Origin of the sequence: Micromonospora sp. CA-111912 (genome assembly GCF_050948415.1) — a bacterium.
In the GTDB taxonomy this organism is placed as follows: Bacteria; Actinomycetota; Actinomycetes; order Mycobacteriales; family Micromonosporaceae; genus Micromonospora.
On record NZ_CP192007.1, the window covers coordinates 5,634,337 to 5,649,815 of the forward strand.

A 15,479-nucleotide genomic window follows, 5' to 3' on the forward strand; every position below is an offset into this window, starting at 1 on the left:
ACAGACCTCAATCGAGTCGGTCAACGACACGTTGAAGGGCCAACTCGACCTCGAACTCCACGGCGGCCGCAGCATCGAAGGAGTCACCGCCCGAGTCGCCCAACGACTCCTCGCCATGACCGCCGCAATCTGGCACAACCGCGCCACCGGCCAACCCGTCACCAGGTCCCTGATCGCCTACGACCACTAACCCGACTTCGGACTTACTCGTCTAGGCCCAGCCGTCACCGGCGCAGGTGATCAAAGGTGTAAATGTCGCCGGAGCGCGGAAAACCGGACTGCTTGACGGAGTCGATAGCGGAAGTCACGTCAGCGGCGAGGAGCACGATTGCCAAAGACTCTCTTGCTCTGGACACGGACGAATTCTCCCCACACAAACACCCCAGGGTCCTCGCCTGGCGCACCCTCAACCGCGTCGGCCTGGTGTTCCTGCCGTCGTACGCGTCTTGGTCGAACTGGAGGCACATTGCCGTGTTTACAGAGAGCGAAGTAGACGCAGAGTGCCGAGACAGACACCCCTCGCATTGAATCTTGTCCGCAGACAATTTTTGCAACCTCGGACGCTTGCGATTGGGCCCCTGGGTTGCACGGATGTCGCAACCGCCTCACACGTAACCTTCTGTCAGGCGACAGTTGGAGAATCCGATGAACGACGCGAGCGGCCAGAAGAAGCACTCTGCCGAGAGCTTCGCCGCCGAACTCAGGCGCAGGATCAGGGAAGGCGTCAAAGGCTACGAAGCTGGCGCGAAGCTCCCCACGCTTCGCGAGTTCGCCGCCAGCGAGGAAGAGGGCGCAGCGCGCGGTGTTGCGGAGAAGGCTATCGACCGCCTGCGAGCCGAAGGGTTGATCGAGTCGCGCCGGGGCTCCGGCAGCTACGTGCGGGCGAGCCGTATCCCCCGAACCTCACCGGGGCGACTGGCACCAAGCCAGTGGGGGCGCGGGCTACCGATCCAGGCGCACGACTCTACGAACCCACCAAAGGCCGTCGACGTCACGGTGGGCGACGTCGTACCGCCAGCGCAGGTTGCTGACGCTCTCGGCGTGCGGCCCGGAGACGTGGTGCTGTCAAGGTACCGCCGATACGTACTGGATCGACGCTCCGTACAGCTCGCCACCGCCTACCTTCCGACCGATCTGACCCGAGGTACTCGCATCGAGCACACAGACACCGGGCCTGGCGGCACGTTCGCCCGCCTTGCTGAGCAGGGATTCGGACCGACGAGGTTCGTGGAGCGAGTCATCAGCCGCGCGGCCACACCTGAGGAGATCAACGGAGTGGATGGCCGAGAGGGACTGGGCCTGCGCCGGGAAGGCAGCCTGGTCTTCGAGATCACCAGACACGCCTACGCGGGAGACCGCTGCGTTGAGGTGTCCTTGATGGTGCTCGACGCCGAGATGTACGAGTTGGTGTACGCCTTCCCTGCTGGCAAGGACGACAACTAGCGGAGATTTGACCTCAGACTCATTGATTGTCTGCTGACAGTCTGGCAGGGTTAGTCCTCAAGGGAGTCCCTGCACCGACCCGGATCTTGGCTAGAGCAGGTCGGCGCAAGGGGCCATGGAACCAACGCCCAAGCAGGAGTGGCCCGATGCAGCAGGACACTGCCGCGCGCCCGCAGCCCGGTCCCAACCGGCTGTGGAGTGAACACCCAGATGACGGCCGGCGGCGGCCGCTTAATCAACTTCGTGACCGGGGCAATCGACCATCGGGAGCCGATGCGGGCAACGCCCGCACCCCCGGCCTCGTCAAAAGGTAAACGTACGGTGATCTCCGGAGTCGTGTCGATCGTGTTCGGCGGCCTGGTGCCGGGGTTCCTGTTCGGGCTCCTCGCGTTCCGGGTCAAGTCCCGGTGGTGTCCGCGCTGCGGGGAGTCCACCGAGGCCATGTGGCCGGTGGAGCGGGAGCGGTGACCGGGCCCGGCCGACGCAACGGCAACGAGCTGCCGATTGGGCGGCGGATGGCGGAGTTGCGGGCCCGCCGGGGAATGAACCAGCAGGTCTTCGCCGATCGGATCGGCAAGTCGAAGAGCTGGGTCGACAAGGTCGAACGCGGCGTGCGTACCCTCAACCGGCTCTCGGTGATCGAGACGGTCGCCGCAGCCCTCGGCGTCGCCCCGAACGTCCTGCTCGCCGGCAGGGCACGACGCGAAACGGCCACCGACAGCGGTGCCGACGTGGAGCGGATACGGGCGGCGCTGGCCCGCCACGACCCACCCCGCTCCGGCATCGCACCGCCGTCGGTGCGGCACCTCGACGACCAGGTGGGATACGCGTGGACGGCGTACCGCAACGGCCACCACTCCCAGGTGTTACGGATGCTGCCCGACCTGATCGACGACACCCGCCACGCCGGCCACGCCCAGCCCGCCGACGCGCCCACGGCCGACCTGTCGGTGCGGATGTACCGGCTCGCCGCCCAGACCCTGGTCAAACTCGGCGAAGCCAACCTGGCCTGGCTGGCCGCCGACCGGGCGATAACCACCGCCACCGGTGACCCCCGACGCGCCGGCCTCGCGACGATCTCCCTCGCCCAGGCACTCCGCGCCCTGCGGCGGGGCCGACTGGCGATGACCGCCGCCCTCACCGCCGTGCACCAACTCGACCTGGCACCCGCCCGCGTCTTCCTGCCCGACGAACCCGCCCTGACCGGGACTCTGCTGATCGAAGCCGCTCTCGCCGCCGCCACCTGCGGAGACGACACCGCCGCCGGCGAACTCACCGAGCGCGCGGCCCGCCTCGCCACCGTCCACGGCCACCACCACCACGACAACGACGGGATCGGCTTCGGGTCCACCGCCGTCGAACTCGCCCGCGCCCTGACCGCCATGCGTCTCGGCGACCACCACCGGGCCGCCACCACCCATCGGCAGGCCACCAGCGGCGACGGCTGGCACCTGCTCCCCGCCGAACACCGGGCCGCCCACCTGATCGACATCACCCGCGCCCACCTCGACCTCGGCGACCCCCACGCCGCCGGCCGCGCCCTGGTCACCGCCGACGGCATCGCCCCCGCCGAGACCCGCATCCGCCCCGCCGCCCGCGCCGCGCTGACCGCCGTCCTGCGCGCCGGCCCCACCTCGGCCGACGTGGCCCGCCTCGCCGCCATCGTGGGACTGACCCGGCAATAACTCAGCAGCCGCAGGCCTCGTCCCCGACGGGCGCGGTCAAGCCGTCCGCCGGCCGTCGGAGCAGGCCGTCCGGGGTCAGCACCGGGAAGCCCTCTCGGACCCAGTACTCGTACCCGCCGATCATTTCCTTGACCGGAAAGCCCAGTTGGGCCAACTCCAGCGCGGCCCGGGTGGCACCGTTGCACCCCGGGCCCCAGCAGTAGGTGACGACCCGGCGTCCGGCGGGGATGAGCGCCGAAGCGCGGCCGGCGATGTCGGCGGTGGGCAGGTGCAGCGCGCCGGGCAGGTGCCCCTGACGCCAGGCCCCCTCGTTCCTGCTGTCCACCACCAGCATGTCGGCCCCGGACTCCAGGTCGGCGTGCACGTCGCTGACGTCGGTCTCGACGGAGAGCCGGGCGGCGAAGTGGGCGATGGCGATCGCGGGCGGGGCCGCCGGCGTGGAAAAGGCTCTCGACATGCCCAGCAGCCTGCCGGCCGGCGGGGGTCGCCGACAGTGGCGCTGATGCCATGCTTCGCTAAGATCCCGCCATGACCGTGTCGCCCGAAGTTCGACGAACGGTCTCGGTGCTGGCCTATCCCGGCATGTCGGTGTTCGAAACCGGCATCGTCACTGAGGTGTTCGGGCTGCCTCGGCCCGAGCTCGACCGGCCCTGGTACGACCTCACCGTCTGCGCCGAGCAACCCGGGCCGGTGCCGCTCCTCGGCGGGGCCAGTCTCGAGACCCCGTTCGGGCTGGACACGTTCGCCGCTGCCGACACTGTGATCGTGCCCGGGGTGCCCGACGTCACCGTGGATCCGTCACCGGATCTCGTCGCCGCGCTGCGGCTGGCCCACCGGCGGGGCGCCCGGCTGATGTCCATCTGTTCGGGTGCCTTCGCCCTGGCCGGCGCGGGCCTGCTCGACGGCCGTCGGGCGACCACCCATTGGCGGTACGCCGACGAGTTGCGCCGCCGCCACCCGGCCGTGCGGGTCGACGCCGACGTGCTCTACGTCGACCTCGGGGACGTGCTCACCAGCGCGGGCAGCGCCGCAGGGCTCGACCTCTGCGTGCATGTCGTTCGGCAGGACCACGGGAGCACGGTCGCGAACGCCGTCGCCCGCAGGCTGGTCACCGCGCCGCACCGGGACGGCGGGCAGGCCCAGTTCATCGAGGCACCGGTGAGCCCGGTTGCCCACGACGATGACGGGGTGGCCCGCAGCATGGACTGGGCGCTGGGACACCTGGCGCAGCCGATCACCGTCGAAACGCTGGCCGCCCGGGCCCGGATGTCCTCCCGGTCGTACCTGCGACATTTCGCTCGGGCGACCGGCAGCAGCCCGATCCGCTGGCTGATAGTCCAGCGGGTCCGGGCCAGCCTCGCCCCGCTCGAGACCTCGGACTGGCCGGTCGAGCGGATCGCGAGCCTGGTCGGCTTCGACTCACCAGTCACCTTCCGCTACCACTTCGGCCGGATCATGCGTACCTCGCCGGCGGCCTACCGGCGGACCTTCCGCACGACCCCCATGTGAGGCGGTTTCGAATATCGCTCGGGCACACCGGCAATAGACAACTGCACCGAACGACCGTCGACCAAGGCGACCTGGTCAGGCACCTTCACGCACTGGCCGTTGCCGCCTCTGGGTAGGGCCCCTCGATGACTCGCCTGACGCGGGGGGTGCTTCCTGGGCCAGCCGCTTCAGCAACTCCTGTCGCAGGGGCCACGACTGGTCGCCGATGGACTGAGCCAGGTAGGCCAGGCCGAAGGCCAGGGGCCAGGACGCCGAGCGTCTGACCTCCTCCGGCAGCATGGTCAGCGGCTTTCTCGGGTTCCATCTGGCTACTGGCGCTAGGTCGACCGCCAGCACCTCGGAGACGTAGGGGCGCTCGACGAGCCGGATCGCCCGATCGAGTACCTGGTCGCTGGTGAGTTGAAGAAGGGTGACCGCACAGAACTCCGGCATGGCACCTCGACTGATCCACCGGCCGTGCCCCACGATCTCACTGATCTCGATTTCGGACGGGCTGACGTGGCATTCCTCCCGCAACTCCCGCTCGGCACCGCGGAGGACGACGTCTCCGATCGTCAGCCCTGTTCCGTCCTGCGGCACGTCGCGGGGCTCTAGAGCGCCAGAGCCGGATGGGGCGATGAGGCCGGGACTTCCCACATTGTCCTTGGCCTGGGCCACAAGGATCAGTTGACCGTCCGTGGTGAAGGCCAGGGACGAGACGCCGACCGTGTTCGCGAGCCGGCTGCGCCGGAAGGTCATCAGTTGCCCACGCTGATCGAGGATGAGTTCCCGTCCCCGGAGATGCGGCAACTTCCGCCCTGTCTCCCACACATCAAAAGGGGCGAGCAGGTTGCTGCAGAAGAAGTCAAAATAGCGGCCGGGCCTGAGCTTGACGACTACGTCCTCGCCGCCGGAAGGCAGGTCAGAGGCCAGTCCGAGTATGTCGCCGTTGTACATGGCGGCAACCCGGGCCCGACGCGCAAGGAAGTCGAACGACCAGGTCTTGAGCTCGCGAGGTAGTCGGTACGGTGCAGTTTCGAGCTCGGCTCGGACGGGTTGTCCGCGAAGTCGCGCGCACTCCTTTGCCATTACCACGCCGACGTCGTGTGCGCTTTCTACGACCGGCCCCAAACTTCCCAGTTGACTCGACAGGTCGCGGTAGTTGTCGCCGTCCCGTGACTGGAAACGCACCAACCGAGCCCGGCGGCGATTGGCTCGAATCTCCAGTAGGGACACGAGGCAGCCAACAACTGCCGCCAGGACACTGACTGCTGTGGGAGGGTTGTCCAGAGCCGTGGCGGCCCCGAAAGAGGTCAGCACAATTCCCGCAGTGGTGACTCGGTACCGCCACAGGCTTCTACGCCAGATGCTCATCGTCGCCAAGGCTTTCCTCGCAGTTCCCAGCATCCGCGCCCTCCCCAGTGCGACCTGACGTTGACTGCCGCATTGTAGCTACGCCGCGACAGCGCCTTTGGGGCCGAACATTCGACTCAGGGGACGTGGCTTGCATTTGTCGTAATTAATAGTGACTTAGAAGAGCGGGCTGGAGTGCCTTGCACTGTCAACGCCCGGAAGGCGCCGATGGTGACGTATGAGCGAGGCAGCAGGCAGGGAGCCCCGAACGGAGGTCTCGGCCGACCGGCGGGCGTCCCTCTCGGGGCGGACCGGAGGCAGATCGCCTCGGGCACCGGGTCGTCTGCCTCAAGCCGTCCTTCGTGGAGCCGGACGCCACTCCGGATCGGGGGGAAGGGCCAGCCTGCACCCGATCCTGACCGCCACCCATCCACCCACCCCCCCGATAGCGGCCCTTGTCGAGCAGGTACGTCACGCATGCGTCGGCGCGCATCCGAGAACCAACCTGGCGGCGTGACCGGACATGCGGCCAGCAGGCGACACTCACCCGATCGGGCGGCGTGACGGCACGGTCGACCGCGACCGGTGACCGGAAGGACGAAGGCGGAAAGGAGCACCAATGGATGTTCCGACGCATCTCTCAGAATGCATTCATTTGACTCGAATAAATTAGGTATCCGGCCATTGCCGCAACTATCTCGGCTTTCCGCAGAAAGCGGTCGTCGACGAGACGTCGAACATCGCCGCAGCCTCCCTGCGGGCCGGCGGGCGACACCCGGCACGGTGCTCCACCACTGCGATCCGGGGGGCCTGCCATGCATCCCATTCACGACATGTCACAGCATTCACGACGCGTATGTCTCGACAACAGAACGATTCCCTGCTAAATATGGCCACGAATGTGGCCGGCCTCATACTCCTAGATTTAGATCAAGCTGTCTGAATGCCCTCAGGAGGAATGATGTCCGCTCCAGCCGACCCGGCGCATTTAGCGCCCGTCCGACCCACCGGCCCTGAACGGCCGGCGCCACCGCCGGCCGTCGGCGAGCCGAGCCACGCAAGCCCGTCCGACCGGCCGCGCACCAGATTCCGGGGCGACATCGAGGGAATCCGCGCGGTCGCCGTGGTGATGGTGATGCTGTTCCACGCCGGCGTACCAGCGATCTCCGGCGGCTTCGCCGGCGTCGACGTCTTCTTCGTCATCTCGGGCTACCTCATCACCACCCAACTGCTGTCCGAACAGGGCCGGACCGGCTCGGTCGCGCTGATCGACTTCTACGCCCGCCGGGCCAAGAGACTGCTGCCGGCGGTCAACGTGGTGTTGCTGACGGCAGCGGTGTTCGTGTTCCTGATGGTGCCTCGTGGCCGGTGGGGTCAGATCGGCGGCGACATCGTCGCCGCAGTGGCCTACCTGCTGAACTGGCGGCTGGCCGAGCGCTTCACGCACCCCGACCCGACGATGCCGCCGTCCCCCGTCCAGCATTTCTGGTCGCTTGCCGTCGAAGAGCAGTACTACCTGATCTGGCCGTTGCTCATCCTGCTGGCGGTGGCGCTGGCCAAGGTGTCCGGCGCCCGGTTGAAGCCGGTACTGGCGACGACGCTGGGCCTGCTGGCCGCCGGCTCGCTGGCCTGGTCGGTAGCCACCACCGTCGGTGCGCAGTCCCCGGCGTTCTTCCAGACCACCAGCCGGATCTGGGAGTTGGCCATCGGCGCTGGCGTCGCCATGTCGGTCGGGGCCTGGGCCCGGCTGCCCAAGCCGGTCGCTGTCGTGCTGGGCTGGGCCGGGTTGGCAGCGGTGCTGGTGACGTGCCTGTTCTTCACCCCGATGATGGACTTCCCCGGCTACACCGCCGCCCTGCCGGTACTAGGCACCGCGGCGGTCATCGCGGCCGGCTGCGCCGCGGCCCGGGGCGGGGTGGAGACTCTGCTCGGGATCGCGCCACTGCGCTGGATCGGCGCGCTGTCGTACTCGCTGTACCTGTGGCACTGGCCGATGCTCGCGATCGCGGCCACGTACTGGGGACCGCTCTCGATGTCCACCGGACTGCTGGTGATCGCACTGTCGATCATCCCGGCCTGGTTGACCTTCCACTTCGTCGAGAACCCCGTCAGGTACTCCCGGCGGGTCTCGCAGTCGCCACGGCTCGCCCTGGGCATCGGGGCCGGCTTCTCCGCGCTGGGCGCGCTGGCCGGCGTCGCGCTGCTGCTGGCGAGCTGACCGGATCCGGTGCCGGCCGCGTGAGCGGTCGGCACCGAACCGACGGCCGCGACGTCAGGCCGACTCGCCGCCGCGCACGCCGAGGACTTGAACGCGGCCATGCGGCGCGCGCCGCCGACACCTTCGGCGCCTTGGCCGGGTCGGCCTCGGCCGGGTCGGCCTGCCCTGCGTTGGCCCCTTTGGAGCTGCCCCGTTTGTGCTGTCGATGGAGCGGGAGCGTGGACGGGGCAGCTCCAAAGGGGCCAACGGGCAGGTCCCCGGCCGCTGGCATTCGTCAGGCCGCCGCCCGACTGCCCGACGTACGGGGCGGCGTAGCGGCGACCTCCCGGGGCATCTGCGGGAGAGGAGACATAGCTGAGGACCGGCGAGATTGAGGACCTGGCCAGGATCTCGGGTCATCCGCAAGGAACGGAACGGGACCCCCGGAAGGTGAACGAACTTCGGGCGGGATCGGACACTCCGCGACTTTGCCGGGGCCCTGTGATACCCCCACCCACCTGACCCCACCACCCGGGCCCATCAGCAAAAAAGACGCTCCCGGCACCAGGAGAACCGGCGCGCCCACAGCGACACGCGGCACACCCGCCAACCATCCGGCAGCAGACAAAACGGCCAGCCCGAAACGGACTAGAGGGATCAACACCCTCTTGACGGATTAAGGCCGGAAAGTAATGCCACCCAGGATGTCTAGTCCTGGCCCGGTCGCTCGTTGATGAGACGAATGCCGCTCGGCAGCCTTCCGAGCGGTCCCGGCCGTGGAGGTTGTCATGACATACCCCTTTGATGCGGAGCTGGCACCGTGGGTCCCGATGCTGCCCATCCTCGACCTTCGCGACCCGGCCGCCGCCCGCGAAGTCGGGCGGGCCATCGCGGCCCAGCTTCCCCAGCCCGACCTGACCGGCCTTGCCGTGCTGGACCGCACGGTGCCCGGCCCGGCCGGCGCCCCCGCCGTCCCGGTGCGGATCTACACCCCGCAGCCGGCGGCGGCGCCGGCGCCGGCCGTCCTGCACCTGCACGGCGGCGGCTTCGTGCTCGGCGACCTGGCGCTCGAACACGCCGACGCCGCCGCGTTCGCCACCGGCATCGGGGCCGTGGTGATCGCCGTCGACTACCGCCTCGCGCCCGAGGAGCCCTTCCCGGCGGCCCTGGAGGACTGCTACGCGGTGCTGTGCTGGCTGGCCGGCAACACCGACGAACTCGGCGTGGACCCCACCCGCCTGGGCGTCTACGGCCGCAGCGCCGGTGGCGGGATCGCCGCCGGCCTCACCCTGCTGACCCGCGACCGCGGCGGCCCGCGGCTGGCCATGCAGTACCTCGACGTCCCGATGCTCGACGACCAGCTCGACAGCGTGTCCATGCGCGCCTACGTCGACACCCCGATCTGGAATCGCCCCAACGCCGAGCTGGGCTGGGCCTACTACCTCGGGGACGACGTCAAGCCCGGCGACCCGAGCGTGTCGCCGTACGCCGCCCCGGCCCGCGCGGAGGATCTTGCCGGGCTGCCGCCGGCGTTCGTATCGAGCTGCCAGTTCGATCCGGTACGCGACGAGGGAATGCACTATGCCCAGCGGCTGGCCCAGGCCGGCGTGCCGACCGAGGCGCACCTGTACCCGGCCACCTTCCACGGCTCCGCGCTGGTGACCGAGGCGGCTGTGTCGCGGCGGATGCAGCAGGACGCGGTGGCCGCCTTCCGCCGGATGCTCTGACCGCCCGGCGGCGTGCTCCCGTGGGCCCTGCGGGAGCACGCCGCCGCCCGGCGGTGGCCGAGCTGGTGCAAGGCGGGCAGGTCAGCGGACGGTGACGATGACCGACTCGGCCTCGCCGACGCCGCCGCAGATGGCGACCAGGCCCCTCCCCCCACCCCGCCGGTGCAACTCGTTGATCATCGTCATCACCAGCCGGCCGCCCGTAGCGCCCGTGGGATGACCGACCGCGACAGCGCCGCCGTTGACGTTCGTCCGCTCCCGCAACCGCAGCGCCCTCCCCCGGTCCCCGTCCGCCAGAGCAAGCGTCGTGACCAGGGGCACCGCCGCGAATGCCTCGTTGACCTCGATCAGGTCGATGTCCCCGAGGGTCAGGCCGGCCCGGGCCAGTGCCCGCTGGGCCGCCCGCGCGGGCATCGACGCCAGGCGCTGCGGATCGCCCGACACCTGGGTACACGCGCTGATGGTGGCCAGGCCGGTGGTACCGCGCCGCGCCGCCTCCGCCGTACTGGCCAGCACCAGGGCCACCGCGCCGGTACTCATGTTGGGCGCGTTGCCCGCCGTCACCGTGGCGCTGTCGTAGACCGTCGGCAGCGCGGCCAGTCGTTGTGCTGTGGTGTCGGGCCGTGGCGCCTCGTCGGCGGCCAGCCGTACCGGGCGGCCGGTCCGGTCCGGCACGTCCACCGGCACGATCTCGTCGGCGAAGCAGCCGCGGGCCAGGGCGTCCGCGTACCGTTGCTGGCTGCGCAGCGCCCAGTCGTCCTGTTCGGCGCGGTCCACCCCGTACTCGGTGGCCTCGACGCCGGCCTGCACGGCCCGGGGTACCCCCGTGTGCGGGCAGGCGACGACGAGTTGGTCGGTGAGCACGATGTCGCCGATCCGGTTTCCGAAGCGGGCCGCATGCACGAAGTACGGCACCCGGCTCAGGTTCTCCACGCCGCCGGCGATGCTCAGCGCGGTGTCGTTGAGCCGCAGTCCCCGGCTGGTCAGCGTGATCGCCGCGAGCGACGAGCAGCAGGCCCGGTCGACGGTGTACGCGACCTTCTCCTCGGGGATGCCGGCCCGCAGCAGCACCTGCCGGGCCACCGAGCGCTCGGAGCCGGGGAAGTTCACCCCGAACGCCAACTCGTCGACGTCCGCGCCGGTCAGCCCGGCGCGGTGCAGCACGGCACCCACCGGGATCACGCCGAGGTCGGGCAGGGGCAGGTCACGAAGTGCGCCGCCGAAGCGGCCGAACGGGGTACGGGCCGTGGCGAGAACGACAACGTCGTCGGTCATGGGGAGTTCCTCTCGAAGACGTCGGCGGTCCACGCCGCCCTGCGGTACGGGGTCAGCGCCTGGGTGCGCAGCTGCGCGATGCGCCGCCCGTACCAGGCCACGCCGCCCTCTTCGGTGAACGCCATCGCGCCGTACGCCTGGAAGGTGTGGTGGGTGGCGGTACGGGCCGCGCGGGCGGCGGACAGGACGGCGGCGCGGGCGGCACGGGCTGCGTCCGCGCCGCCGTCCGCCAGCCGGGACGCGGCCCGGCTGGTCAGGGCCCGCGCGGCAGCCAGTTCGATGTCGGCCTCGGCGAGCGGGAAGGCCACGCCCTGGAAGTCGCCCAGCGGCCGGCGGAACTGATGGCGGCCGGCCACGTACTCGGCGGCGTCCCGAACCAGCCGGGCACCGGCTCCGACGAGTTGCGCGGCGAGCGCCAGGTCACCCAGGGCGAGCGCGCCGCACTCGTCGGGGACGCGCCGGCGGGGTGCCAGCGGCACCTCGGCCCACAGCTCACCGGTGAGCATCGGTGTCGGCACCGCCTCGCCGACCGGCTCACACTCCCAGAGGCCCTCGTCGGTGAGCGCGAAGAACACGGTGGCGCGGTGTCCCCAGGGCAGCGGGCCGCCGGTGCCCACGGTGGCGATGCCGCCCGCCGGCGGTTCGGCGGCGGCGCGGGTCGCCAGGACGGTTTCCCAGAGCGGGCCGGGGCAGCCCAGGCCGCCCAGCTCCTCCATGACGGCGGCGATCTCGCCGGCCACCTCGGTGCCCTCGGCTGCGAGGCCGAGGAACCCGATGTCGGCGAGTTCCTGCCAGGTCTGCTCGGGAAACCCGTCGCCGGGCAGGTGGCGCCAACCTTCCTCATGGCGCCGGCACAGCGTGCGTACCGCCTCCGCGAACTCGCGCGGCTGCTGGCCGTAGTCCACCTCAAGCGTCACGGGTGACCTCCCGGAGGGCACGTTTGTCCACCTTCATCGCCGGGGTCACCGGCAGCTCGTCGAGCACGTGGAACCGGCGGGGCACCTTGTACCCGGCCAGTTCGGCGCGGCAGTGCTCACGCAGCCCGTCGGGATCCACGCCGCCGCCGGGGTGTGGCACGACGGCGGCCTCCACCCGTTCGCCCCACAGCGGGTCGTCCACGCCGAACACCGCAGCCTGGTGCACCTGCGGATGCCGGGCGATCACGTTCTCCACCTCGATCGGGAAGACGTTCTCACCCCCCGAGATGATCATGTCTTTGGCGCGGCCGGCCAGGTGGAGGAAGCCGTCCTCGTCGAGCCGGCCGAGGTCACCGGAGCGGATCGCACCGTCGACCGCCGTGGCCCGGGTCTGTTCCGGCCGCGCCCAGTACCCGGACATCTGCCACGGCGCGCGGACCAGGACCTCACCGACGCTGCCCCGGGGCACGTCGTGTCCGGCGTCGTCGACGATGCGGATCGACGCGCCCGGCACCGGGCGGCCCAGCCCCCGGTCGACGCCGTCCTCCTGTTCCCAGGAGCGAAACCGGGCCACCGCGCCGAACTCGGTGGCGCCGTACCCGGTGATCAGGTGGGCCCGTGGAAACGCGGCGCGCAACCGACCGGGGAAGGCGGGCACGCTGGCGGTGGAGCCGAACAGCACCCGGCGGATCGAGGCACCGTGCTCCGCGCCGAAGCCGGGGTGCTCCAGCAGCCGCAACAGTGCGGTGGGTGCGCCGAACAGCCGGGTGGGGCGGCCGGTGGCGAGCGCGTCGAGGACAGCGGCCTCGTCGAAGCGCGGCAGCAGCCAGGCGGTGCCGCCCGCGAACAGGGTCGAGAACACGATCGTGGCGACCGCGATGTGGAAGAACGGGGAGAAGTACAGCTCCACGTCGGTGCGCCGGATGTCCATCTGCGCCTGGCAGGACGCGGCGTACTGGTACAGCGCCGAATGGGTCCAGGTGGCGCCCTTCGGTTCGCCGGTGGTGCCGCCGGTACCGATGATCATCGCGGCCGTCTCGTCGCGGAACGCGGGTGACGACGAGACAGGCGTCACGACGGTCAGCGACATCCGGTCGGTCAACGACCCGGGAGCGCCGGCCGAGGGCAGCGTGGCCAGGCCACAGCCCAGCCGGGCCGCCAGCTCGGTGTCGGGTTCGACGGCCAGCAACTGGGCCGGGCGGAGCGGGGCCAGGAAGGCGTACGCCTCGGGCGGGGCGAGTCGGATGTTCAGCGGCACCGCGACCGCCCCGGCGGCCATCACCCCGAACAACGCGGCCAGGTGCGGAGCGCCGGGCGTCAGTGCGGTGACCACCCGGTCGCCGGGGACGACGCCGAGGGCGCGCAGCGCGGCGGCGTGCTCCTCGATCGCGGTCCACAGCTCCGCGTAGGTGTACTCGCCGACCGGGTCGATCAGCGCCGGCGCGTTCGGCGCGTGCCGCGCGTGGTCGGCGAGCACGTCCAGGTACCCGGTCATCGACGTCCTCCCAGCCCGAGCGCCTCGCGGGCCAGCACGCCCAGCATGATTTCCGAGGTGCCTCCGGCGATGGTCTCCATGAAGGTCTCGTGCCACAGGAAACTCGGCGTGCCGGTGCGGGCGGCCCCGGCATCGCCGACGTCGAACGGCAGCCGCGCGATGCGTTGCAGGGTCCTGCTGCCCAGCAGCTTCGCCCGCGCCGCCTGCGCGGCACCGTCGTGGCCGGCCTCCAGCGCCGCGAGGGTGCTCATGGCCATCACCTCCACCTCGGCCACGTCCAACGCGATGTCGGCGATGTCGGCGCGGGTCCGGGCATCGGCCGACCAGCCCCGCTCGGCCGACCAGCGCAGCAGATCCTCGAAGTCGCGGCGGACCCGTCCGGGCAGCACCATCAGATGCCGCTCGACGGCCAGCGCGGCCCGGATCAGCCGCCACGCCTCGCCTTCGGCGCCGATCCGGTTCTCCTGCGGCACGTACACGCCGTCGAGGCTCACCTCGTTGAGCCGGTGCCCGTCGATGGTGTCGATCGGCCGGATCTGCACCCCGGGCGCGGTGAGGTCGAGCATCAGCAGGGTGTGACCGTTCTCCGGGGTGCGGCACAGCAGCCACAGGTAGTCGGAGTTGTGCGCGTCGGAGGTCCACCGCTTCTCACCGGTGACCCGGTACCCGTCGCCGTCGGGCACCGCCCGGGTGCGCACCCCGGCCAAGTCCGATCCGGCTTCCGGCTCCGAGTATCCCAACGCGAAGCTGATCTCGCCGAGGCCGATGCCGGGCAGGAAGCGGGCCCGTTGCTCGTCCGTGCCGTGCCCGATGATGGTCTTCGCGACGATTCCGGCGGCCAGGTCGGGGCGTACCGCGCGGGCGTAGGCCAGTTCGTCCCAGACGATGAACTCGGTGGAGGGCCGCGCTCCCTGCCCGCCCCACTCACGCGGCCAGGCCAGCCGTAGCCAGCCGCGCAAGCCGAGCTCGCGGTACAGCTCGCGGCTGGCGCCGCCACGGCCGTGGAAGTACTGCATCGGGTCGCGCCTGTGCGCGTGTTCGGCCAGGAAGGCCCGCACCTCGTCGCGCAGGCGTTCCTGATCGGCGGTGAAGGCCCACCTCATGCCGGCACCTCGACATCCCACTGCGGGGGGCGCTTCTGCACGAAGGCGCGCGCGCCCTCGACGAAGTCGGGGTGGGTCCACTGCCGGCGGGCCAGTTCCCAGCCGTACTCCAGGGCCTCCTGGTGTGGCCGTTCGGCTGCACCCCAGATGGCCTGCTTCGAGCGCGACACGGCACTCGGGGAGTTGGCGGCGATGGCCGTGGCCAGCTCCCGCGCGGTGTCCATCAGGCCGGCCGCCGGCACCAGTTCGTCGACCAGACCAAGCTGGTACGCGCGGGTCGCGTCGAGCCGGAAACCCCGGCCCGCCAGCGTCATCCGCAGCACCGTGCCCAGCGGCAGGCGGCGGGCCAGTCCGATGTTCTCCACCGCACCGACCTGCCCGACGCTGACATGGGTGTCCATGAACTGGGCATGCTCGGCGGCCACGACGACGTCGGCGTCCGCGACGAAGTGCAGCCCACCTCCGGCCACCAACCCGTTCACGGCGCAGATGACGGGCTTCCACACCTGGTTCTGCAACGGTGACCAGACGATGTCCTCGGCCACCGTGCCGTGCCCGGACGAGGTCGTACCGGCGTCGGCCACCTCGCGGACGTCGGCGCCGGTGCAGAAGTGGCGGTCCCCGGTTCCGGTGACGATGACCACCCGTACCGACGGGTCGTCGCGTACCTTCGCCCACAACTCGCGCAGCCGGGGCCGCATCCGCCGGGACAGCGCGTTGCCCACCTCCGGCCGGTTGAGCCGGATGGTGGCGATGCCGTCGCGCTCGTCGTACTCGATGTCCTCGTTGGTCATGG

General features: G+C 70.6%; 13 protein-coding genes and 1 pseudogene. 7 read left to right on the forward strand and 7 right to left on the reverse strand.

Features of this window, described 5'->3' with window-relative positions; translation table 11 throughout:
• Positions 1 to 10 precede the first annotated feature (10 nt).
• The 4 genes and pseudogenes from ACQPZO_RS23370 to ACQPZO_RS23385 form a co-directional block, all read left to right on the forward strand.
• Positions 11 to 190, forward strand: a pseudogene (locus tag ACQPZO_RS23370) (IS982 family transposase); the annotation flags it as partial.
• Positions 191 to 645: 455 nt separating this feature from the next.
• Positions 646 to 1,443 (forward strand): GntR family transcriptional regulator, encoded by a 798-nt coding sequence (locus ACQPZO_RS23375; protein ID WP_433343982.1) that lies wholly within the window; start codon positions 646 to 648, stop codon positions 1,441 to 1,443.
• Between the two features lie 321 nt (positions 1,444 to 1,764).
• On the forward strand, positions 1,765 to 1,911 hold the full coding sequence (locus ACQPZO_RS23380) for a hypothetical protein (RefSeq protein ID WP_433343984.1): 147 nt from the start codon (positions 1,765 to 1,767) through the stop codon (positions 1,909 to 1,911).
• On the forward strand, positions 1,908 to 3,128 hold the full coding sequence (locus ACQPZO_RS23385) for a helix-turn-helix domain-containing protein (protein WP_433343986.1): 1,221 nt from the start codon (positions 1,908 to 1,910) through the stop codon (positions 3,126 to 3,128). Before ACQPZO_RS23380 ends, ACQPZO_RS23385 begins: the two co-directional genes overlap by 4 nt.
• Position 3,129: 1 nt before the next feature.
• Here ACQPZO_RS23385 and ACQPZO_RS23390 read toward each other — a convergent pair whose 3' ends face one another.
• A complete protein-coding gene (locus ACQPZO_RS23390; protein ID WP_433343988.1) occupies positions 3,130 to 3,585 on the reverse strand; it encodes a rhodanese-like domain-containing protein in 456 nt (151 codons plus the stop codon).
• Between the two features lie 71 nt (positions 3,586 to 3,656).
• On the opposite strand from ACQPZO_RS23390, the gene ACQPZO_RS23395 reads away from it, so the two are divergent.
• Positions 3,657 to 4,637 carry a helix-turn-helix domain-containing protein gene (locus ACQPZO_RS23395; protein WP_433343990.1) on the forward strand — a complete coding sequence of 327 codons (981 nt, stop codon included), beginning with the start codon at positions 3,657 to 3,659 and terminating at the stop codon, positions 4,635 to 4,637.
• 75 nt (positions 4,638 to 4,712) lie between these two features.
• Here the strand turns inward: ACQPZO_RS23395 and ACQPZO_RS23400 are convergent, their stop codons facing one another.
• Entirely contained in the window at positions 4,713 to 5,573 is an 861-nt protein-coding gene (locus ACQPZO_RS23400) for a hypothetical protein (protein WP_433343991.1), read from the reverse strand.
• Between the two features lie 1,531 nt (positions 5,574 to 7,104).
• On the opposite strand from ACQPZO_RS23400, the gene ACQPZO_RS23405 reads away from it, so the two are divergent.
• Both ACQPZO_RS23405 and ACQPZO_RS23410 read left to right on the forward strand, forming a co-directional pair.
• Complete coding sequence (locus ACQPZO_RS23405) at positions 7,105 to 8,187, forward strand: acyltransferase family protein (RefSeq protein ID WP_433343993.1); 1,083 nt, start codon at positions 7,105 to 7,107, stop codon at positions 8,185 to 8,187.
• A 767-nt stretch (positions 8,188 to 8,954) separates the two neighbouring features.
• Positions 8,955 to 9,893, forward strand: coding sequence for an alpha/beta hydrolase (locus tag ACQPZO_RS23410; protein ID WP_433343994.1), 939 nt, complete (start codon positions 8,955 to 8,957; stop codon positions 9,891 to 9,893).
• An 81-nt stretch (positions 9,894 to 9,974) separates the two neighbouring features.
• Here ACQPZO_RS23410 and ACQPZO_RS23415 read toward each other — a convergent pair whose 3' ends face one another.
• From ACQPZO_RS23415 to ACQPZO_RS23435, 5 genes are read right to left on the reverse strand one after another with little or no spacing between them, the layout of a single operon-like run.
• Positions 9,975 to 11,168, reverse strand: coding sequence for a thiolase family protein (locus ACQPZO_RS23415; protein WP_433343996.1), 1,194 nt, complete (start codon positions 11,166 to 11,168; stop codon positions 9,975 to 9,977).
• On the reverse strand, positions 11,165 to 12,085 hold the full coding sequence (locus ACQPZO_RS23420; RefSeq protein ID WP_433343998.1) for an acyl-CoA dehydrogenase family protein: 921 nt from the start codon (positions 12,083 to 12,085) through the stop codon (positions 11,165 to 11,167). The genes ACQPZO_RS23415 and ACQPZO_RS23420 overlap by 4 nt, the downstream gene beginning before the upstream one ends.
• The gene (locus ACQPZO_RS23425; protein WP_433343999.1) at positions 12,075 to 13,580 is read right to left on the reverse strand and encodes a class I adenylate-forming enzyme family protein; all 1,506 of its coding nucleotides are present in this window, start codon (positions 13,578 to 13,580) and stop codon (positions 12,075 to 12,077) included. Before ACQPZO_RS23425 ends, ACQPZO_RS23420 begins: the two co-directional genes overlap by 11 nt.
• The gene (locus tag ACQPZO_RS23430) at positions 13,577 to 14,683 is read right to left on the reverse strand and encodes an acyl-CoA dehydrogenase family protein (RefSeq protein ID WP_433344001.1); all 1,107 of its coding nucleotides are present in this window, start codon (positions 14,681 to 14,683) and stop codon (positions 13,577 to 13,579) included. The genes ACQPZO_RS23425 and ACQPZO_RS23430 overlap by 4 nt, the downstream gene beginning before the upstream one ends.
• Positions 14,680 to 15,477, reverse strand: coding sequence for an enoyl-CoA hydratase/isomerase family protein (locus ACQPZO_RS23435; protein WP_433344003.1), 798 nt, complete (start codon positions 15,475 to 15,477; stop codon positions 14,680 to 14,682). Before ACQPZO_RS23435 ends, ACQPZO_RS23430 begins: the two co-directional genes overlap by 4 nt.
• Positions 15,478 to 15,479 lie beyond the last annotated feature (2 nt).